This window comes from sulfur-oxidizing endosymbiont of Gigantopelta aegis, from assembly GCF_016097415.1.
GTDB lineage: Bacteria > Pseudomonadota > Gammaproteobacteria > GRL18 > GRL18 > GRL18.
Map to the genome: position 1 here is coordinate 4,186,288 of NZ_JAEHGE010000001.1, position 20,156 is coordinate 4,206,443.

The following is a 20,156-nucleotide window of genomic DNA, read 5'->3' on the forward strand; positions in this document are numbered from 1 at the left end:
GATATGTGGACAAGGCGGTTGCCAGTAAAGTTGATTATCCTCTCATCATGCTGCCCGTTTTAAGTCTGGAACAACTTCTTTCATCACGCCATAGATCTCTGCAGGCGTTTTTCCACCGTGTGTACTGTGTGGTCGTTCATGGTTGTAAAACTCAAAATATTCCTTTAATGAGCTCTTTAGCTCATCAATACTTTGGTAATCCTTGAGGTAAATTTCCTCATATTTTACACTTCGCCGTATACGTCAAAACTTCCCACGTTGACGTATCATTCCACTTTATTTAAAGGCTGAATTTTTTCAGTCAAATTCCATGGCAACAATTGCTCTAAAGCCTCATCATCATAATGCCTGCCCAGCTTAGGTAACTCAGTCAGAATGTGTGTTAAAAAGGCAAAGGGCTCTAGGTTGTTTGCTTTCGCTGTTTGCACGATTGAATATAAAATAGCACTGGCCTCAGCACCACGAGGATTTTGGTTCATGACCCAGTTTTTGCGCCCAATCACAAAGGGTTTGATCCGCCGCTCTGCCATATTATTATCAATCTGGAGGTTGCCCTCTTCAAGATAGACAGTCAGATACTTCCATTGATTGATCACATAACGAATAGCGACACCCAACTTACTGTCTTTTGTTGTTTTAGTCACTTTATCATCACACCACTTTTTAAAGTCATCCAGTAGTGGTTTGCTTTTTTCCTGACGGATCAGGTAACGTTGTTCAGCATTGAGCGGTTTGATTTGTTTTTCAATCGCATACAATTTAGCAATTTTACTGATCGCCATTTGTACCATGCCAGGCTTTTTCTGACTGTTCTTGGGTAATGCTTTTAAGGCATCATGGAACTTGCGACGAGCATGTGCCATGCAGCCTAATAAAGTGACTTCACTGTTCTCATTTTCGAATATATGATAACCGGGAAAGCCATCCGTTTGCAGGTAACCTGAAAACCCCGTTAAAAAGGTTTTGGCATGTTGGCCTGCACGAGTAGGCTGATACTCATACAAAACAATGGGACACTTGGAATGATAGCCGCCACTTTGATAGAGCCACATATAAGATTTAGGGCAATTCTCACGTCCATCATGGATCACTCGCATCGTTGTTTCATCGGCCTGGATGATTTTCTGCCTAATGAGATAATACAACAACCGATTATAAAAGGGTTTGAGTAATTCAGCTGATTTAAGCACCCAGTTGGACATACTGGCTCTGGAAAGTGTTATCTTATAGCGTTTAAATATCGCTTCCTGTCGATAGAGAGGCAAGCTGTCTAGAATTTAGAAACAATGATATAGGCCAGCAGGCTGGGTGATGCAAAACTTCTAGGAATGGGCTGTGCAGGCTTAGGAGCAGTTTTAACGCCTTCCTCACAAGCACGACAGGCATATTTAACCTGAACATGTTCTACAACATATACCTGAGCAGGAACAATTTCCAGTTGCTCTGAGGTCTCTTCACCAATTTCATGCAAGTGATGACCGCAGTCACAGACTTGTTCTGCTTCAGATAACTCATGACGAACAACTTTACGAGGTAGGTCTTTAGGTAAAGGCTTACGACCGGGCTTTTTACGCTCATAAGTAATGGTTTCACGGACTTCCGGTGCTTCTTCGGCGAACGTTTCTGCCTCATTAAAGAAGTCGGGGTGGGCTTCTTTTCACTGGAAGTACCAAACCGTTTGTGTTGCAACAGACGAAATTGTTCCTCATACCAGTCCACTTTTGACTGGAGTTCAAGCACCCTGTTTTTGAGCGTTGGTATCTCTTCTGGTAGTATTTTGTCTGTTGAACTCATGCGTTATATTATACTAAAAATGAGCGTTAAATGCTTGTATTTATTCTGTTTAATGCGCATCTAAAGGGACTTTTTTTAGTTGTTTTCCAGACCATGAATTTCAGGGTGAGCATGGTGTTGTGTGCAAGATAAACCATCCAGTAACCACTGTAATTCTCTCAGTGTTAACGAAAGAGTGGGTTGTTCTTTTTCCATCGGCCACTGGAATTTCCCTTTTCAAGTGTACGATAGTAAAGCCAGAAACCATTACGCTCCCAGTACAGTATTTTAAGTTTATCTCGCTGACGATTACAAAAAACAAAGACACTGCCATCAAAGGGATTGTGTTCCAATTGCTCTGAGACAATCAGTGATAGCCCATTGGTTGCTTTTCTCATATCGGTAACACCAGAAACCAGATAAACCTGATTGACTGTGATGCCCGTTATCATGAAACAGTCCTGAGCAAATCCAGAATGGACTTGAGCTGATTCAGGTTCGTATCAGAATTGATTTCCAAACTGAAACCATTGGTATGGCTTACTTTAATTGCATTGCTTGTGGGGGAATTGGCCAGTAAATTAATGGGAATGAGTTGATTGTTGGTGTTGACCTGTTTTGATGAGCTAACATAACCCAACTTCTTTCGATAATAGCTAAAAATATGAGAGGGTATCTTATGTTGTTGACAATAAACTGCCTGGCTTAAGTTACTGGCTTGGCAGGCCTCTATGTGTTGCTTCATCGAAGCATCTTTTGAATGGTTGCTCATTTGTATCTCCAAATTACGAATTGAAGATCATAGTTTGAGCTAACTGAAGCTTATTGTGAACGTGGGTTTTAATTGACGTTTACACTTCGCCAGAGTCGTTCAATCATAATGTTATCCATTGCTCTGCCTTTGCCGTCCATGCTGATTTTTATATCATTGGCCTTTAGAACACCTGTAAATGCTCTGCTAGTATATTGAGCACCTTGATCCGTATTGAAGATTTCTGGCTTTCCATATCGTCGCAGTGCTGTTTCCAGACTACTGATACAAAAGCTTTCTTCCATGCTGGTTGACACTTCCCAGGACAGCACAAAACGGCTACTCCAGTCCATAACAGCACTTAGGTAGACAAATCCATGTGGCATCCGTAAATACGTGATATCTGTGCACCAAACCTGGTTATTCCTATTAATATCAATTCCTTTGAGCAAATATGGATAGAGGTTATTTACTTTGCAAGGCTTGCTGGTATTGGGTTTTGGTGCCACTGAAACCAATCCCATGATCCGCATAAGCCGTTGAACTTTTTACGATTAATTTTATAACATTTCAATCTTAATGCATTACGAATTTGACGACTGCCATAGAATGGATGTTTTATGTACAACTCATCAATCAAATTCATTAATGTTAAATCTTTATTTTGCAGAGGCTTTTTAGGTTGATAGTAATAGCTTGAACGGTTCAGGCCGATAAGCTCACATTGTTTTTTGATGCTCAACTGAGGGTGCTCTTTTCTATGCAACACCGCTTTTCTGCTCTACTCAGTTGAACATCTTCAACTTTTTTGACAGCCAGTCAGCCTCTACTTTTAGTTGACCTATTTGGCTGTACAGGTGTTCTTTTTTCCTTTTCATGTTCAGCATCTTTATTCTCTAATTTTTTTTTGAAAAAGTATCGGCTGCACCATCAAGCATCTGCTTTTTCCAGCTATTGACCTGGGTGGTGTGCACTTCAAATTCTGACGCAATTTCTGCGACTGTTTTTGACCTTTCAAAGCCTCAATGGCTACTTTTGCTTTAAATTTGTTGTTGAATGTTTTTCTTTTTGTGCTCATTTCCCCCCGTTAGGTTAGCTCTGATGTGTCTTATATCTTAACCTATTGTCCAGTTTTCGGGGTCCACTATAAGAAGATAAATTTTTCATTATTAATTTAACACCTTAATGTCCATTTTGGTTTAGAGGCTATAACTATTGCTTCCTTCAGGAGACAATGGTTAATTTACCCAGCCTTACATCTCTCTCAAATTTTACAGCGTCAAAATCGAAGCGATTCTCATTATCTGGGTATTTATCAATCATCATGAATACGTTATGGAGTTGTTTTAATTTTAGTGCTTGAGGGCCGTTTAATTCTTTTTTCAATAATTTTCTTGCTTTTTTATCGGAATTTTTATGCTCTCCAAGACTTGCGTAAGTACATCTTCAAGGCGATTTTTTCGACCGTCTCCCATACAATGCTGCTTAATATAGTTGTAAGCCGCCTTTTTAAAAAGAAGCTGAGAGAAGATCAGTGAATAGTCTTTGACATTTGTTGCATCTGCAAAGGAATTAAATGCATCATTTAGGCTTTCATTAACTACTAGACTTTTATAAAACGCAATAAACCCATCAAGGACATCTCCTGCACTTACTTTTTGCTCTGGTGCTAATAAACCAAAGACTGGTGATGGTTGTGTGATAGTAGCGGCTTTGAATGCGTAAGCAGATTGACATGCACCACTAGAAAAAAAAATAAGTTGTTTTTACATAGAATATTTATCTCTCTAAAATGATTAAATACTATTTCCCATTCAATGGCTGAACTATCAGGTAAATCTAAACTTTCTTTAGAGCTATGACCTTCTATATGGATATATGGAATTTCACCTTTCTCTTTCAATTGTTTTTTATCTGATTAAATTTTTCAATCAAATCATTTTTTGTATTACATCTTATTAGGCGACAATTAACTTGTCCGGTCGGCGACAACTAGCTTGGCCGGTTTGATACACTCCAGACACATTAATCGAGAAGGATTTTTATGTCTGGAAAATCAATTACCCAAGAACAGGTCAAGTTATACATGTCACATCGAAAACAACCGAATCACACTCAAGCTTCATCAGCAGCCAAAGCAGGATTTTCAGAAAGATCAGCGCGACGCATTGATACAGGTAAGCACCCCGGCGGCACCACACAGCCCAGACAGTACAAAACTCGAAAAGATCCCTTAAATGGTGCTTTTGAACAACATTTAGTGCCCTTACTTGAGATTGAGCCCAAACTACAGCCCATTACCTTATTAGAAGCACTGGAAGAGCTAGAACCCGGTCAATTTGACAACACTCACCTAAGAACACTGCAACGCCGAGTCAAACGCTGGCGTGCTCAGGAAGGACCGGAGCAAGAAGTTATTTTTCAACAAAAACACATTGCCGGTGATATGGGTATTTCAGATTACACCTGGGCTAATGAGCTTAAAATCACGATTGACGGAGAAGATTTTAAACACAAACTTTATCACTACCGATTGGTTTATAGTGGCTGGACTTATGTTCAAGTTGTCTTAGGTGGAGAGAGCTTTGAATCTCTTTCTTCAGGCTTACAAAATGCGCTATGGCAATCAGGCGGTGTCCCTGTAAGCCACCGAACCGATAGCCTAAGTGCTGCATTTAACAATCATTATGAACAAGAAAAGCTGACCGAGCGTTATGAAAAATTATGTCAATACTATGGTATAAAAGCCACTCGAAACAATAAAGGCATTGCCCATGAAAATGGAGCCATTGAATCCCCTAATGGTCATTTAAAACGCCGAATCGAACAAAAGCTACTCCTTCGTGGCAGTCGAGATTTTACCGCCTTATTGGATTATGAAGCCTTTATTGATGACATCGTTCGCCAAATAAACATACGCTGTAAAACACGATTTAATGAAGAAAAAGCACACTTAAAACCGCTTCCCAGCCGCCGCACCAATGGCTTTAGTGAGCTCTATGTTAAAGTCACCACAAGGAGTACCATTTCAGTTAAACGAGTCACTTATACCGTACCCTCCCGATTGATTGGTACCTATTGATCCATATTTATGATCAACATTTAGATTGTTTCTATGGTCATGAATTGACCTTAAGTTTAAAGCGTATTTATGCACACCGCCATATCCGTTCGCGTTCAATCAATTATAAACATATCATTCACTCGTTAGCCAAAAAGCCCAATGCCTTTAAATCATCGGCTTACCGAGATGATATTGTCCCAGAAGGTGATTTCACCCTGATTTGGGAAAATCTCAAACAAACGGGCATTCATGATGATGATTGCCGTTACATGGTGAGCTTGCTGTCCATTGCCGATGCCTATGATTGTGAAGCAGCGCTGGGTCGTTTTGTCTTAGCTTCGTTAGAAGCCGGCAGTCGAGTTTCCATCAAAGCGTGCCGTGACTTTTTTGCGCCCATGTCGGTTGATAGACCTCAGTACACCAGTCAGCAACATGACTTATCGACCTACAATGTATTACTGGGGAATTAATATGGCCAATGCACAAAGTTTACCGTTTTTACTCAAAGTACGTTTAACGACCGTAACTTCTCAATAAGTCTGTGCAAAACTTGAAATAAAAACAAAAAAGTCTTGACAGCATTTTAGAGGACAAAAATTGCATTTTCACTGCCCCATGTAATTTATCCCTATAAATGATCCTGTCGATCTGTCTCAGATCGAAATAGAATATTTTTGAATATTATCTTAACTGAGAGGGAGTTTGATCAACACAGGGCAAACTAAAGAGCCTTAAAAAGCCATGATACAATTGTTTTATTGAAAACAACCTGTATTGATTATAGTGAAAAAATTACCTCCAATTCCAGAGATACCTGAAGAAGAAAAGACACCGGTAGTCCGATTACTCCTTGCTTTCATGGAGCAACAACAGGAAATCATTCAAAACCAACAGGTTGAAATCGATGCCCTTAAAACAGAAGTTGCTAAGCTTAAAAAGCTACCTCCAAAGCCTAAAATAAGAGCCAGTAAATTGCCAAAGGATGATGACAATGATAATCCGACAGGTCATTCAGGAAGCAAGAAAAACAACTCAGGAAATGGGACTAGTAAAAGTCGTAAACGAAAGAAGAAATTGGCTATTCATAAAACCACCGTTATCAAACCAGATAACCTGCCAGAACATTCACGTTTTTTAGGGTATCAGGATTATTTTGTTCAGGAGCTGCTGATTAAGCCTTTCAATACTCGTTATCGATTGGCTCGCTATAAAACACCCGATGGTGATACCTGTATAGGAAAATTGAGCTTTGATACACATATAGGACATTTTGGCCATACATTACAGAGTTATATCGTTTATCAATATTATCACCAGAGTAATGTGGCTATACTTAACCGGACACACAACTTAAAATAACTAAAAGATAAAAAGTGTGACCTAAAATGAATGATCAAACAAAAAAACCGAATAAAAGCTATACATCAGAATTTAAAGAATCAGCTGTCAAATTAGCTAATGAGACGGATCAACCCGTTTCTCAGACTGCCAGGGAGCTAGGTGTTAATGTAAATACTCTACATACCTGGATCAGTAAATATTCCAAACCGGTGAAGACGGTAGCCAATAGAAGTGATGAACACATTTATGATGAAGTAAAACGTCTGAAAAAAGAATTGGCAAAAGTGATTCAGGAGCGTGATTTATTAAAAAGGCCACAGCGTACTTTGCAAGGGAAACTTTGTGAAGTACGCATGGATAACTGATCAGGCTAAAGATTACCCGGTAACGATTCTGTGCCGTTTTATGGATGTTTTCCGTAGTTGCTATTATGATTGGGTTAGCTCTCCTAAAACGGATAGAGAGAAAGAAAATGAAGCGCTTACTGAGCAGCTAAAAAACTGTTTGAAGACAGTCGCAAGACTTATGGAACCCGTCGTCTTAAAAGAAAACTGGCTGAAAAAGGCGTTCATATAAGCCGCCGGAGAATTGGTCGATTAATGAAAAAAGCCGGTTTGTTTTGTAAAACGAAGAGACGCTTTAAAGCGACGACTAATTCCAAGCATAATAAGCGTATATCTCCAAATTTACTGGAAAGAGAGTTTACTGTCTCTCAACCTGATCGCTACTATGTGGGTGATATTACCTATATTGCCACCAAGGAAGGCTGGTTATATTTAGCGGTTGTCATTGACTTATTCTCTAGGCAAATTGTTGGCTGGTCGATGGATGAGCGAATGAAAGCCAAGCTAGTCAATGATGCTTTACTGATGGCCATATGGAAGCGTAAACCAATGGATGGATTGCTTTGGCATACTGACCGAGGTAGCCAATATGCCTCTGATAGTCATAGAAAAATATTGTCGGATCATAACATAATTCAGTCTATGAGCCGCAAAGGAAATTGCTGGGACAATGCTGTATCAGAGAGCTTCTTTCATAGTTTGAAAACTGAATTGACGCACCATTGTCGATTCAAAACCAGAGTAGAAGCAAAGCAGGCAATATTTGAATATATTGAGGTATTTTATAATCGGGAGCGACTTCATTCGGCTAATGATTATTTGTCACCAGTCGATTATGAAATACAGCAGGAAATAGCTTAAATCGATTGATTGAAGAGGGGTAAAAGGCGACATAAATGCCGCCCATTACCGTTGACGGCCATCGGCTCCTCAGCCTGTGCCGTGAAGATATTGTAACAGGATCATTACCGTTGTGAAAATACCTTGGGTGAATGGAACGGCTCTATCGTTCCAGAGGGCAAAGCCCTTTCTCTTCATCTGTTTAAAGTTAACATGAGAAACTAAAATGATAGGAAATACAAAATGACAAAAATCACTTGAAACAGCCAAAAAAATATTTAGAAAACTGTCCGGAAAAGTGTTGACACATCAGAGAGTGACTCAGCCATTGATAATACAACAATTAACAGAATTAGGTTTTGATATTTCAACGGGTCAGATCAATGAGATTTTAATCCATGACAAAGACCATTTTCATACTGAAAAAATACATTGCTAACTGCCGGTATCAACAATAGTACTTATATCCATGTTGATGATACGGGTAGTCGTCATGATGGAAAGAATGGTTATTGTACTCACGTTGGCAATGAAACCTTTGCCTGGTTTTCAAGTACTCGATATAAGAGCCGGATTAATTTTCTACAATTGTTACGAGGTGCTGCTGTTGATTATACGCTCAACGATGCAGCACTTGATTATATGAGAGCAGAAAAATTACCTCACAAGCCATTGAGCGTTATTGAACAAAGTCATCAGACTTGCTTTGATAATGAAGAAGCCTGGAAATACTATCTGCAGAACAATAGTATCATAACACAACGGCATGTTCGCATTGCCACAGAAGGCGCTTTACTGGGGGCATTAATTAACAGTGGCTTTCCAAGTGATTTGGTGATTGTGAGTGATGATGCAGGACAATTTGATATTTTGTTGCACGCATTATGTTGGATACATGCAGACAGAGTGTTTCAGCGGATACTACCACTCAATGAGCGACATGATAAAGAACTGAACTGGGTACATACTCAGATTTGGGAACTATTTTATGATCTCAAACAATATAAACTTGAGCCAGATGATCCGTTGAAGTCAGCGATTGCTGAACATTTTGATGAATTGTGCCGGACTAAAACAAGCTTTGAAACGTTGAATCAGGCACTGAAACGATTGGCAAGAAATAAAACAGAATTACTGCTGGTATTGGAACGGCCTGATATTCCTCTTCATAATAATTTGAGTGAAAATGATATTCGAGAATATGTTATTAAGCGTAAAATTAGTGGTAGTACACGCTCAAAGGATGGGCAACTTTGCAGAGATACCTTTGTCAGTTTGATGTGTCAACACTTTTCCGGACAGTTTTCTAAATATTTTTTTGGCTGTTTCAAGTGATTTTTGTCATTTTGTATTTCCTATCATTTTAGTTTCTCATGTTAACTTTAAACAGATGAAGAGAAAGGGCTTTGCCCTCTGGAACGATAGAGCCGTTCCATTCACCCAAGGTATTTTCACAACGGTAATGATCCTGTTACAATATCTTCACGGCACAGGCTGAGGAGTCGATGGCCGTCAACGGTAATGGGCGGCATTTATGTCGCCTTTTACCCCTCTTCAATCAATCGATTTAAGCTATTTCCTGCTGTATTTCATAATCGACTGGTGACAAATAATCATTAGCCGAATGAAGTCGCTCCCGATTATAAAATACCTCAATATATTCAAATATTGCCTGCTTTGCTTCTACTCTGGTTTTGAATCGACAATGGTGCGTCAATTCAGTTTTCAAACTATGAAAGAAGCTCTCTGATACAGCATTGTCCCAGCAATTTCCTTTGCGGCTCATAGACTGAATTATGTTATGATCCGACAATATTTTTCTATGACTATCAGAGGCATATTGGCTACCTCGGTCAGTATGCCAAAGCAATCCATCCATTGGTTTACGCTTCCATATGGCCATCAGTAAAGCATCATTGACTAGCTTGGCTTTCATTCGCTCATCCATCGACCAGCCAACAATTTGCCTAGAGAATAAGTCAATGACAACCGCTAAATATAACCAGCCTTCCTTGGTGGCAATATAGGTAATATCACCCACATAGTAGCGATCAGGTTGAGAGACAGTAAACTCTCTTTCCAGTAAATTTGGAGATATACGCTTATTATGCTTGGAATTAGTCGTCGCTTTAAAGCGTCTCTTCGTTTTACAAAACAAACCGGCTTTTTTCATTAATCGACCAATTCTCCGGCGGCTTATATGAACGCCTTTTTCAGCCAGTTTTCTTTTAAGACGACGGGTTCCATAAGTCTTGCGACTGTCTTCAAACAGTTTTTTAGCTGCTCAGTAAGCGCTTCATTTTCTTTCTCTCTATCCGTTTTAGGAGAGCTAACCCAATCATAATAGCAACTACGGAAACATCCATAAAACGGCACAGAATCGTTACCGGGTAATCTTTAGCCTGATCAGTTATCCATGCGTACTTCACAAAGTTTCCCTTGCAAAGTACGCTGTGGCCTTTTTAATAAATCACGCTCCTGAATGTCACACTTTTTATCTTTTAGTTATTTTAAAAGTAAGCCACATTAGTTTAAAGAAACAAGGAATTTCATTCTGGGATTTTATTAATGACCGGATCAGCAAGAGAAATTTGATCCCATATCTGCCTGAGTTGCTGAAAGGTAAAGTTTGTGCTGTTTAAATGCACAGACTTATTGAGAAGTTACTAACGACCATGGTCAAACAATGGCAGCAGGTTTCACAAAAAGCCATTGAATTAGATTGGGAGCCTGAATTATTTTTAGCCCATTTATGTGAATTAGAAACCAGTTACCGGCATGACAACAAATTAAAGCGCTTATTAAGAGAAAGCAAACTACCCATTGGTAAACAGTTATCACAGTATGACTTTAATGAAATAACCGGTGTGACAGCCCAACAGCTCAAACAAAAAATCACTCAGTTAGACTGGCTCAGGCAAGGACATAATCTGCTTTTATTTGGTGCCAGTGGTCTGGGGAAAACGCATTTAGCCGCCGCTATTGGTTACGCACTCATCGAGCAATCAGTGCGGGTTAAATTCATGAGCAGCACTTCATTGGTGCAAATGCTTCAAAAGGCAAAAGAAGCGTTATCTCTGGAATTTGAACTGAAAAAGCTGGATAAATATGAGTTACTTATTCTTGATGATATTGGCTATGTCAAAAAAACCAATAGTGAAAGCCAGGTACTATTTGAATTAATTGCGCACCGATATGAACGCAATAGCTTGCTCATTACCTCAAACCAGGCTTTCAGTGAATGGGATAGTATCTTCACTGACAATATGATGACAGTGGCTGCCATTGACCGACTCATTCATCATGCGTCTATTTATCAAATTGAAGGCGACAGTTATCGTAGAAAACAAGCGATGAAAGGCTTAGATTAATGGCTAACTCATTGATCGCTGAACATTTTAAAAGCAAGATAAAAAGCATAGAGCGGGCGAAAAGCCAAAAAGCTCAAAGTGGCCTCGTGCAAGAGCAAAAGCCGCACATCGGTCGCTTTTCGCCCTAGAGCCAGATCAAGAGCAGCGACTAAAGAAAAATCAAGTTAAAAAGAAGAGCAGACAATTAAAGGAGAATAATCGATTGTAAAAACTCACTATGAATAAAATAATAAATTAGAAACCGGCCAAGCTAATTGTCGCCAACCGGACAAGGTAGTTGACGCCAGATAGCGGAGCGTATGATTAATTCGGTCGCTGCACTATCAAAGGTATTAAGTCCCATGCGAACCGATTCTAATTCCTTGACAATATAATGCTCTAAATCATTATCATTCAGTGGCAGGATATTTTCAGAATAAGTAATTCGGCTTTTAATGTCCTCATTCACATTGAGACTTAGATAATGCAATAAATCGCGTTGCCCAAACAACACCTATGACCGCAAAGGCCGCTTGGCTCTGACAATGGATGTTGATGATTGGATTGATATACAAATCTTCTATTGAATGTGTTCGTTTTGTGCCAATAGATAATAATATTGCTATTCGATCAGTTCGTTTACTTGGTGGGTTTCATCCTGATCCAGCCGATAGAATAATCACTGCATTAGCAAGATATTTATCAGTTGTATTAGTATCCTGTGATGAAAAAATCAGAGCATACAAACACGTTAAAACTATTTGGTAGGAAAATTAAAATAGAATAAAAAATGTATTTGACAAGCAATATCATCAATTAATGAATCACTGGGGGCAGAGTAAATTGGTATTGGACTCAAGGTTCAGAATAATTGATTTTCTATTTTTCCTGAGATATTTAATTTTAGTCAATTTCAATAATCCCAGATTACTTCATCTTCTGATTCATCTAGCTTTATATTCATTACATGAGTAGAATTTGGAAATATATCACTCAGTCTTTTAACCTAAAATAATCAGTTGAATCGTAGCGAGAGCGACTTAGGTGCTGAAGATTAAGGGTTTTACAGGTTATTTTGGCTTTATTCGTAGTCACTCCTACGGGTGAAGTCAAAATGTGGCTCCTCTCCGCTTTGATGAGTGAACAACTTATTCATTTTTAGTCTATAGAGCTCATCTTTATTTGGCTGAGCAACATAAGCAAGGTTATGTGTATAGGTAAAACTATAAAAAGCCTTCTTGATAAGAAAAGCTTTTATGTATCAATGCTTAACAGGGTTTTGAATGTGAATTTACACTCATCAAAGTGGAGAAGAATCCAAAATGTTCTGGAAAATCCTTAAGATTCAGTGCATAAGGCGGTCACAGTAGGTTCAACTGATTTTTTTAGGTTTAACCAGTTTGTGTGAAAGATTATTGTCAAATAATAACTTCATGCACTCAGCCGTGTAATAGAGTTCTCTCTCTCAGCAGCAAATGCTAAACAAGCTAAAATATCTTCTTGAGTAAGTTTTGGGAAATCATCGATGATTTCATCATAACTCATTCCATCTGCCAACATATTTAAAACATCATAGACAGTAATTCTTAGCCCACGAATACAAGGTCTTCCAGACCTTTTTCCTGGCTCAATAGTAATATATTCTTTGTAATTTACCATGTTATTACCCTTCAGTTTTATTACTAAACAACTAAATTTCGAGCCCTATAAAATACTGTTTAATCTATTTGTTACGTAAGTTAGAATTTTAATTATTGAGGACTACTTCAAAATCGTCTTACGATAATAAAGCATCTCTTCAATTGACTCACGAATATCATCCAATGCCAAATGAGCGCCCTTCTTTTGATAGCCGTCCATGACTTCAGGATACCAGCGTTTGGCTAGCTCTTTGAGTGTGCTGACATCAAAATTGCGGTAATGAAAATATTCTTCAAGCGCTGGCATCCATTTCGCCATAAAGCGGCGATCCTGACAGATACTATTGCCACACATGGGAGAAACACCCTTGCCAATATATTGTCCTAAAAATTCAATGGTTTTGGCGATAGCATCGGCTTCACTATTTTGGCTCTTATTGACACGCTCAGTGAGACCGGAATTACCATGATGGGTGGTATTCCATTCATCCATTTTAGCCATAGTCTCAGGCGTTTGATGAATAGCGATCACTGGCCCTTCAGCCAGTATATTTAACTCGGCATCGGTGACAATGGTGGCAATTTCAATAATACGGTCTGTTTCAGGTTCCAGTCCGGTCATTTCGAGATCAACCCATATTAAATTTCTTTGGTCTTGTGACATTCAATACTCTTTATTTTGATGTGCTTGTTAAAATCAGTCCAGTGAATTATCCGCTACTTTTGCTTCACTCAATTTTGCGATTGCTCGATTTTTCTATAAAGCACAACGATTAATCGCTGTTTCCGGATGGACACTAACTAAGGTATAATTATAGTCCCTTATTTAGAATTTTGGAATTTTATGTCTTTGTTTAGCATTTTGTTCATTATTATGGTTATTTTATCTGCCATAACGCATCTCTGGTTGTCCATTCGTCAGGTAAAACACGTCACAGAGCATCGTAGTCAGACACCTGAAGACTTTGCTGAGAAAATAAGCCTAGAAGAACACCAAAAAGCGGCCGACTATACTATTGCCAAAGAAAAATTGGGTAATATTGAGCTCATTATTGGCACCACCTTGCTCTTTATCTGGACATTGGGCGGTGGTCTGGAATTATTAGATCAATATGTGCGAGGCTATGAATTAAGTCCGCTGTTTTCAGGGGTGCTTTTTATTCTCTTAATGGGTTTTATTTCCTCAATCATTGATATTCCCATGGGGCTTTATAATACCTTCGTTTTAGAAGAAAAATTTGGCTTTAATCGCACTACGTTTAAAGTCTGGAGTGTTGATTTTATCAAACAAACCACCCTTGGTTTAGTCATCGGTATTCCTCTGATCATGGTCATTCTCTGGCTCATGGAGAGTGCAGGCCCCTATTGGTGGGTTTATGCCTGGGCAGTATGGATGGGCTTTGGCTTTCTCATGATGTGGGCTTATCCAGCCTTTATTGCTCCCCTATTTAATAAGTTTTCTGAACTTGAAGATGAATCCCTAAAAAATCGCATTGAACAATTAATGACCCGCTGTGGCTTCCTGAGCAAGGGTATTTTAGTCATGGATGGTTCTAAGCGTTCCAGTCATGGCAATGCATATTTCACTGGCTTGGGCAATAATAAACAGATTGTTTTTTATGACAACCTGTTAGAATCGTTAGATGAAGAAGAAGTTGAAGCGGTTTTAGCCCATGAATTAGGCCACTTTAAGAAAAAGCATATTGTCAAACGTCTGGTCAGCATGACCTTTATCACTTTTGCCGGCTTTGCAGTGCTTGGCTGGATCATGCAACAACAGTGGTTTTATGAAGGGCTGGGCATGTCAACGCCATCCATTTATGCTGCTTTAGTCTTGTTTAGTATCGCATCGGGCGCATTTACCTTTTTTCTTAGCCCTATTAGCGCTATGATGAGCCGTAAACATGAGTTTGAAGCCGACGAATATGCGGCACAACAAGCGGATGCCAATAAACTGATCGATGCACTGGTTAAGTTGTATAAAGAAAACGCGAACACTTTAACACCTGATCCACTGCATTCAGCTTATTATGATTCACACCCGCCTGCGCCGGTTAGAATCGCTCATTTGAAACAACATGCTTAAAGTTAAACTTGAAACAATAAGGAAAACACTCACATGAATGTTCAATTCGCTTTGAAAACAGCTTTGAAAACAACTTCAATAACAATCCTATTAGGTCTATTTTTAAGTGCGCAAAATGTTATGGCGGCTAATCCTGCTCATGGTAAGGATCTGCATGATGCCAATTGCCAGTCATGTCATTCCTCCTTAATGGGTGGTGATCCAGACCGTATTTATACCCGTTCTGATCGTCGTGTAACGTCGATTGATGGCTTACGTAAGCAAGTGACACGCTGCAAAACAACGGTTGGCGTCGCCTGGCCTGAAGATCAAATTGAAGATGTGGTGGATTATCTTAATACGAGTTTCTACAAACTTTAATGGCCAAACGTAAGCTTAATCGTAGGCAAGAGTGGCGCATCCAGAAAATACAGGATGAACGTCTTGCCAGATCTAAAAATAAACAGCAAAAAATCTCAGATAAATACGGGCAATTAGAGGCGGACTTACATCGTGGCACCATAGTCAGTCATTTTGGTGCCACCCTGGATATTGAAGATGAAGCCACCGGGGAAATTGTTCGCTGTGCATTAAGACAAAACATCGATGCCATTGTCTGTGGTGATAAAATTGTCTGGCAAGCACTCACTCAGTTAACGGATGATGAACAACTAAAAGGCGTGATCACCGCTTTAGAAAAACGTAAAACAGTGCTAGCCCGCCCTGATTTTACTGGCCAGATGAAACCCGTTGCAGCCAATATTGATCAATTATTAATCGTGACCTCTCCCGTCCCCGAACTCAATGAAGGGCTTGTTGATCGCTATCTGGTTGCTGCTGAATTATCCCATATAAAACCGGTGTTATTACTCAACAAGGTAGATACTTTATCTGCTAAACAGCAAGCGGTCTTACAGCAACGTCTTCAGGTTTATGAGGATATTGGTTATCCCATTATTTATACCAGCGCCAAAAGCCAACACGGCATGGATACCTTGCTCAGCCAATTAGAAAACAAAGTCAGTGTCTTTGTAGGCCAATCTGGCGTTGGTAAATCATCATTGATCAATGCCCTGCTTCCCGATGCGAACATTAAAGAAGGTGAAGTCTCACTAGCAACGAATAAGGGCACTCATACCACCAGTGTTTCCCGACTCTATCATATTAAAAATGCCAATCATCAACAGGCCAGCCTAATTGACTCCCCTGGGGTACGTGAGTTTGGCTTATGGGATATTAATAAAGAAGATGTCATTCACGGCTTTATTGAGTTGCATGATCATGCTCAATATTGTCATTTTAGAGACTGCAAACACCTCAACGAACCCAATTGCGGTCTACTTAAGGGATTGGAAGATGGCACGATCAGTGAACAACGTCTTGATAGTTACCATCGTATCGTTGACTCCGTTGAAGATAAATAATCATTCAAAATAAAGCCGATTATTTGAAACTTTTTCATGTGATTCAAGGTCTATAGTAATATAGTTTATTCACGAAAAGGCTACCCATGCAATTGACTACTCGCTTTATTTCCCTATTCTTTATCACTTTGATTTTAACCCTAATTTCAAGTCCAACTTTTGCCGGACATGCTCATCATGCCTCTGCATCAAAGGCTCAGATAACATGGCATGACTGGTCAGATCAAACCTTTGCCCTAGCGGCCTCAGAAAACAAACTCATACTCTTGGATGTCAGTGCACAATGGTGTCAGTTTTGTAAAAAAATGAAAGCCGTGACCTATCAAGATCCAGAAGTCGTTAAGATTATTAATGATAATTATATTGCTATTTTTGCAGACATCGAAGCAACACCTGTGGTCGGTAAACGCTATGCACAATTGGGTGTGCCCGGCACGGTGATTCTCACTGCGGACAAAAAAGAATTGAATAAACGTCGTGGTTATATCGCGCCTCAACAAATGCAGTGGCATCTACTGGGTAATTTACAAGATGCCTCTATGGAGACGGCCTCAAAGGACAAACACTAATGGATAGAAGAACCTTTATATGCCGCAGTGGCAGTACGTTTGCATCGGGAGCGGTAGCAGGCGCATTAGTTTCCACCCCCATACCGGCTTCAGCAGTGGTACAAGCAGTTATCTCGAAAAAAAGCACTGACTTAGAACAATTCTCTACAGCCATTGATAACTTTACTGAAAAAGATTGGCTCACCATTGCTACGGTCCAGAACCATTTATTTCCTTCTGAGCCAGACGCGCCCGGCTCTGTAGAAATCAAAGCGCTGAGTTATTTGCATGATTTTTTAAGCAATACTCAAACCGCTCCTGAAACGGTGCAATTTATTTTATCTGGCAGCCGTTTATTACAAGTTTTCACTCAACAAACTTTCACTCCATCAAATGTTAGCAATGCAGCTCTTTTTACTGACTTATCCACTGAGCAAAGAGAAAAATTATTACGCCAATTTGAACAACAGCCTGAAGGCCGCCGTTGGTTGGTGAATATTTTAAATTACGTATTAGAAGCCTTATTAACCGATCCGGTTTACGGTGGCAATCCCGATGGCATTGGCTGGAAATGGCTGGAACATACTGCTGGCAATCCCCGCCCACCGGCCAATAAACGTTATTGGTTATTGTAAAGTAATTATTCCCGTACCAAGTTAAAGAGCTTGTCTTTACAGGGTCGCTCAAGCACATCCCTGTGACGCTTTATGAAAACATCCCTATTTTCAAAACCCTGTAAAGACAAGCCCTTCAACCTGATACTCTACAATACGCTGCATAGCTACGTTGTAAGCTTGTAACAAATAAGATTAAGAGAATTTCTATGAGTCATGATTATGATATTTGCATTGTCGGCAGTGGCGCTGGCGCCGGCCCTATTATTCATACCCTTGCCCATGCAGGCTATAAAGTGCTGGTGCTGGAAAAAGGCCCCTGGTATACCGAACAGGACTATTTTAAAGACGAGCTAAAAACTTCACTTCGCGGTGGCTATACCCCTGACCTACGTGATGAACAACATGTGGTGGAAATAGAAAATGACGATGGCACTTGGCGAAACTTCCCCACTCAACATTCCAGTTGGAATTTTTGGAATGGTAGTGTGGTCGGTGGCTCCAGCAATTTTATGAGTGGCTTCTTTCACCGTCTTAAGCCCAATGATTTTAAATTATTATCAACCTATGGTCCCATAGAACGTGCCAACATCGTTGATTGGCCCATCTCTTATGAGGACATGGAACCTTATTATGACAAGGTAGAAAAAGTCGTTGGTGTCTCGGGGCGAGTGATTGATCATCCTTTTCAAGAACCACGCAGCAGCAAGGATTTTCCCTATCCGCCTACGGCTGAACATCCCATTGCCAAACACATTGACAAGGCCTGTGAACGCTTAGGCTATCATTCTATGCCTATGCCTCGGGCAATACTTCCTCAAGCAGCCTTAGGCCGAAATTCTTGTTCTTATAGCGGTTATTGTGGCAGTTATGGTTGTGCGACAGGTGCCAAGGGCAGTTCTCGGGCAGCATTAATTGATAGTGCCATGAAAACGGGCAATTGTGAATTGCGCCCTGAATCTATGGTGACCCACATTCATAGTAATGCCAGCGGCCAAGTCAGTGCCATTGAATATGTTGATAAGCAGGGCAAGAAACACGCGGTTGATGCCAAACTCTATGTCGTGGCTGCACAGGCTATTGAAACTGCACGCTTATTGCTCAATTCAACGGGGCCAAAGCATCCTAATGGTTTGGCTAACAATTCCGGTCAGGTGGGTAAAAACCTGATTTTTGCCGGCGGTGGTGCAGGTTCAGGACGTCTGACCTATGATAAATTTTCTGATGATCAGGTCGCCGAATTAAAGCAGTTTGGCACTTTTGTTAACCGCTCGATACAAGATTGGTATGAAATTAACGACAAAAGTTTTTTTAAAACAACCACAGCGCAAAAAGGTGGAACAATTGATTTTGTTCACCTACACCCCAATCCTGTTTCCAGAGCGAGTCGCCAAATTCGTGGCAATGGTGGCCTATTATGGGGCAAGCCCCTCAAAAATCGTCTCAAAGAACATTTTACTGATGGCCGCTATGTCAAAGTAGAGGCATTTTGCGACTGGTTACCCACTGATAATAGTCATGTCAGTTTAGATCCCAAAGTCAAAGATAAATGGGGTCTGCCCGTAGCCAAAATCAAGATCGATGTGCATGTGCAAAATTTAAAAGTAGGCTGGTATCTAGCCAATAAATCCGGTGATGTATTGCGGGAAATGGGTGCAGATAATGTGTTATCTTTTGCCTCTGGCGCTCCCCCGACTAATTTAGTCGCCGGTAGTTGCCGTTTTGGCCATGATCCTAAAACCTCGGTGCTTAATCCCGATTGTCAGGCTCATGATGTGGATAATTTATATGTGACAGATGGGAGCTTTATGCCTACTGGCGGCAGTGTGCCTCATACTTGGACGATTTATGCCAATTCTTTCAGGGTAGCCGATAAAATTCTCGCGCGTCTGGGTGGTGTTAAAGAAACACCTCCAAGCTAGTGCCATTATCGCCGTGCAGGTAAATTGACTGGCGGTCTTACATTGGGAGGCCTATTAGGTGGTCTTACGTTGGGAGGCCGCACATTAGGAGGTCTGCCATAAGGTGGTTTAATAGGACGATTGGGATAAATAGGACGCGATCCATACCAATAACCATCATGGAGATCATGATGGTTCTGATCGTTTTGCTCATTTTGACGCTGTTCTTGCTGCCTTAATGCCCGTGCTTCCTGTTCTAAACGTCGGCGCTCATTTTCTAATTGAATATCCCTTGCTAGTCGCTTATCCAGAGCTGCATCTTTTTCTCTGATTTCATCCAATTTTTGTTTGCTTTTCTGTTCTTCTGCCTCAGTCATTTTTTTTATCTGAAATTGTTTCTCAGGCTTTTTATCCGCTTTAACTTGATCGGTAAACTCAGTAACACCTTCAGAGTTTTTATATTCATAGACATTTTGCTCTGCTTTGAGAGTTGGCATAAAC

Annotated in this window: 21 protein-coding genes and 4 pseudogenes; 13 read left to right on the top strand and 12 right to left on the bottom strand. The window is 40.1% G+C overall.

The window, feature by feature from the left end; translation table 11 throughout:
• Positions 1-45: 45 nt before the first annotated feature.
• The 7 genes and pseudogenes from JEU79_RS27820 to JEU79_RS21880 form a co-directional block, all read right to left on the bottom strand.
• On the bottom strand, positions 46-240 hold the full coding sequence (locus JEU79_RS27820; RefSeq protein ID WP_198266120.1) for an integrase core domain-containing protein: 195 nt from the start codon (positions 238-240) through the stop codon (positions 46-48).
• Positions 241-266: 26 nt separating this feature from the next.
• Positions 267-1,794, bottom strand: a pseudogene (tnpC, locus tag JEU79_RS21850) (IS66 family transposase).
• A 164-nt stretch (positions 1,795-1,958) separates the two neighbouring features.
• On the bottom strand, positions 1,959-2,225 hold the full coding sequence (gene tnpB, locus JEU79_RS21860; RefSeq protein ID WP_198263387.1) for an IS66 family insertion sequence element accessory protein TnpB: 267 nt from the start codon (positions 2,223-2,225) through the stop codon (positions 1,959-1,961).
• On the bottom strand, positions 2,222-2,545 hold the full coding sequence (gene tnpA, locus JEU79_RS21865) for an IS66 family insertion sequence element accessory protein TnpA (RefSeq protein ID WP_198262602.1): 324 nt from the start codon (positions 2,543-2,545) through the stop codon (positions 2,222-2,224). The genes tnpB and tnpA overlap by 4 nt, the downstream gene beginning before the upstream one ends.
• A gap of 68 nt (positions 2,546-2,613) precedes the next feature.
• Entirely contained in the window at positions 2,614-3,033 is a 420-nt protein-coding gene (locus tag JEU79_RS21870; protein WP_198265755.1) for a DDE-type integrase/transposase/recombinase, read from the bottom strand.
• Positions 2,994-3,293 (bottom strand): IS3 family transposase, encoded by a 300-nt coding sequence (locus tag JEU79_RS21875; RefSeq protein ID WP_214660651.1) that lies wholly within the window; start codon positions 3,291-3,293, stop codon positions 2,994-2,996. The genes JEU79_RS21870 and JEU79_RS21875 overlap by 40 nt, the downstream gene beginning before the upstream one ends.
• A gap of 455 nt (positions 3,294-3,748) precedes the next feature.
• Positions 3,749-3,910, bottom strand: coding sequence for a hypothetical protein (locus tag JEU79_RS21880; protein WP_198265757.1), 162 nt, complete (start codon positions 3,908-3,910; stop codon positions 3,749-3,751).
• Between the two features lie 658 nt (positions 3,911-4,568).
• Between JEU79_RS21880 and istA the strand changes: the two are divergent.
• The 5 genes and pseudogenes from istA to JEU79_RS21905 all read left to right on the top strand — a co-directional run bounded on the left by istA (position 4,569) and on the right by JEU79_RS21905 (position 9,448).
• Positions 4,569-6,058 (top strand): annotated as a pseudogene (gene istA / locus JEU79_RS21885) (IS21 family transposase).
• 313 nt (positions 6,059-6,371) lie between these two features.
• Positions 6,372-6,947: a hypothetical protein gene (locus JEU79_RS21890; protein WP_198265758.1), complete on the top strand. Its 576-nt coding sequence runs from the start codon at positions 6,372-6,374 to the stop codon at positions 6,945-6,947.
• Between the two features lie 26 nt (positions 6,948-6,973).
• Positions 6,974-8,134: pseudogene (locus tag JEU79_RS21895) on the top strand (IS3 family transposase).
• Between the two features lie 277 nt (positions 8,135-8,411).
• Entirely contained in the window at positions 8,412-8,552 is a 141-nt protein-coding gene (locus JEU79_RS21900) for a hypothetical protein (protein ID WP_198265759.1), read from the top strand.
• Positions 8,546-9,448 (top strand): IS66 family transposase, encoded by a 903-nt coding sequence (locus JEU79_RS21905; protein WP_198265760.1) that lies wholly within the window; start codon positions 8,546-8,548, stop codon positions 9,446-9,448. The genes JEU79_RS21900 and JEU79_RS21905 overlap by 7 nt, the downstream gene beginning before the upstream one ends.
• Before the next feature lie 232 nt (positions 9,449-9,680).
• Here JEU79_RS21905 and JEU79_RS21910 read toward each other — a convergent pair.
• Positions 9,681-10,594: pseudogene (locus JEU79_RS21910) on the bottom strand (IS3 family transposase); the annotation flags it as partial.
• Positions 10,595-10,755: 161 nt separating this feature from the next.
• On the opposite strand from JEU79_RS21910, the gene istB reads away from it, so the two are divergent.
• On the top strand, positions 10,756-11,484 hold the full coding sequence (istB, locus tag JEU79_RS21920; RefSeq protein WP_198265761.1) for an IS21-like element helper ATPase IstB: 729 nt from the start codon (positions 10,756-10,758) through the stop codon (positions 11,482-11,484).
• A 250-nt stretch (positions 11,485-11,734) separates the two neighbouring features.
• On the opposite strand, the gene JEU79_RS21925 is transcribed toward istB, so the two are convergent.
• Entirely contained in the window at positions 11,735-11,932 is a 198-nt protein-coding gene (locus JEU79_RS21925) for a hypothetical protein (protein WP_198265762.1), read from the bottom strand.
• Between the two features lie 80 nt (positions 11,933-12,012).
• On the opposite strand from JEU79_RS21925, the gene JEU79_RS25820 reads away from it, so the two are divergent.
• Entirely contained in the window at positions 12,013-12,231 is a 219-nt protein-coding gene (locus JEU79_RS25820) for a type II toxin-antitoxin system VapC family toxin (RefSeq protein ID WP_214660652.1), read from the top strand.
• 663 nt (positions 12,232-12,894) lie between these two features.
• Here JEU79_RS25820 and JEU79_RS21930 read toward each other — a convergent pair.
• Positions 12,895-13,122: a DUF433 domain-containing protein gene (locus JEU79_RS21930; protein WP_198265763.1), complete on the bottom strand. Its 228-nt coding sequence runs from the start codon at positions 13,120-13,122 to the stop codon at positions 12,895-12,897.
• A 102-nt stretch (positions 13,123-13,224) separates the two neighbouring features.
• Positions 13,225-13,767, bottom strand: a complete 543-nt coding sequence (gene orn, locus JEU79_RS21935) for an oligoribonuclease (protein WP_198265764.1) — start codon at positions 13,765-13,767, stop codon at positions 13,225-13,227.
• A gap of 180 nt (positions 13,768-13,947) precedes the next feature.
• On the opposite strand from orn, the gene JEU79_RS21940 reads away from it, so the two are divergent.
• The 6 genes from JEU79_RS21940 (at position 13,948) to JEU79_RS21965 (ending at position 19,676) form a co-directional block, all read left to right on the top strand.
• Positions 13,948-15,189: a M48 family metallopeptidase gene (locus JEU79_RS21940; RefSeq protein WP_198265765.1), complete on the top strand. Its 1,242-nt coding sequence runs from the start codon at positions 13,948-13,950 to the stop codon at positions 15,187-15,189.
• A 33-nt stretch (positions 15,190-15,222) separates the two neighbouring features.
• Positions 15,223-15,549 carry a cytochrome c family protein gene (locus tag JEU79_RS21945; protein WP_198265766.1) on the top strand — a complete coding sequence of 109 codons (327 nt, stop codon included), beginning with the start codon at positions 15,223-15,225 and terminating at the stop codon, positions 15,547-15,549.
• Positions 15,549-16,592: a small ribosomal subunit biogenesis GTPase RsgA gene (gene rsgA, locus JEU79_RS21950; protein WP_198265767.1), complete on the top strand. Its 1,044-nt coding sequence runs from the start codon at positions 15,549-15,551 to the stop codon at positions 16,590-16,592. Before JEU79_RS21945 ends, rsgA begins: the two co-directional genes overlap by 1 nt.
• Before the next feature lie 86 nt (positions 16,593-16,678).
• Positions 16,679-17,161 (top strand): thioredoxin family protein, encoded by a 483-nt coding sequence (locus JEU79_RS21955; protein ID WP_198265768.1) that lies wholly within the window; start codon positions 16,679-16,681, stop codon positions 17,159-17,161.
• The gene (locus tag JEU79_RS21960) at positions 17,161-17,775 is read left to right on the top strand and encodes a gluconate 2-dehydrogenase subunit 3 family protein (RefSeq protein ID WP_198265769.1); all 615 of its coding nucleotides are present in this window, start codon (positions 17,161-17,163) and stop codon (positions 17,773-17,775) included. Before JEU79_RS21955 ends, JEU79_RS21960 begins: the two co-directional genes overlap by 1 nt.
• A 188-nt stretch (positions 17,776-17,963) precedes the next feature.
• A complete protein-coding gene (locus JEU79_RS21965) occupies positions 17,964-19,676 on the top strand; it encodes a GMC family oxidoreductase (protein WP_198265770.1) in 1,713 nt (570 codons plus the stop codon).
• A 5-nt stretch (positions 19,677-19,681) separates the two neighbouring features.
• Here JEU79_RS21965 and JEU79_RS21970 read toward each other — a convergent pair whose 3' ends face one another.
• Positions 19,682-20,152, bottom strand: a complete 471-nt coding sequence (locus tag JEU79_RS21970; RefSeq protein WP_198265771.1) for a hypothetical protein — start codon at positions 20,150-20,152, stop codon at positions 19,682-19,684.
• Between the last annotated feature and the right edge of the window lie 4 nt (positions 20,153-20,156).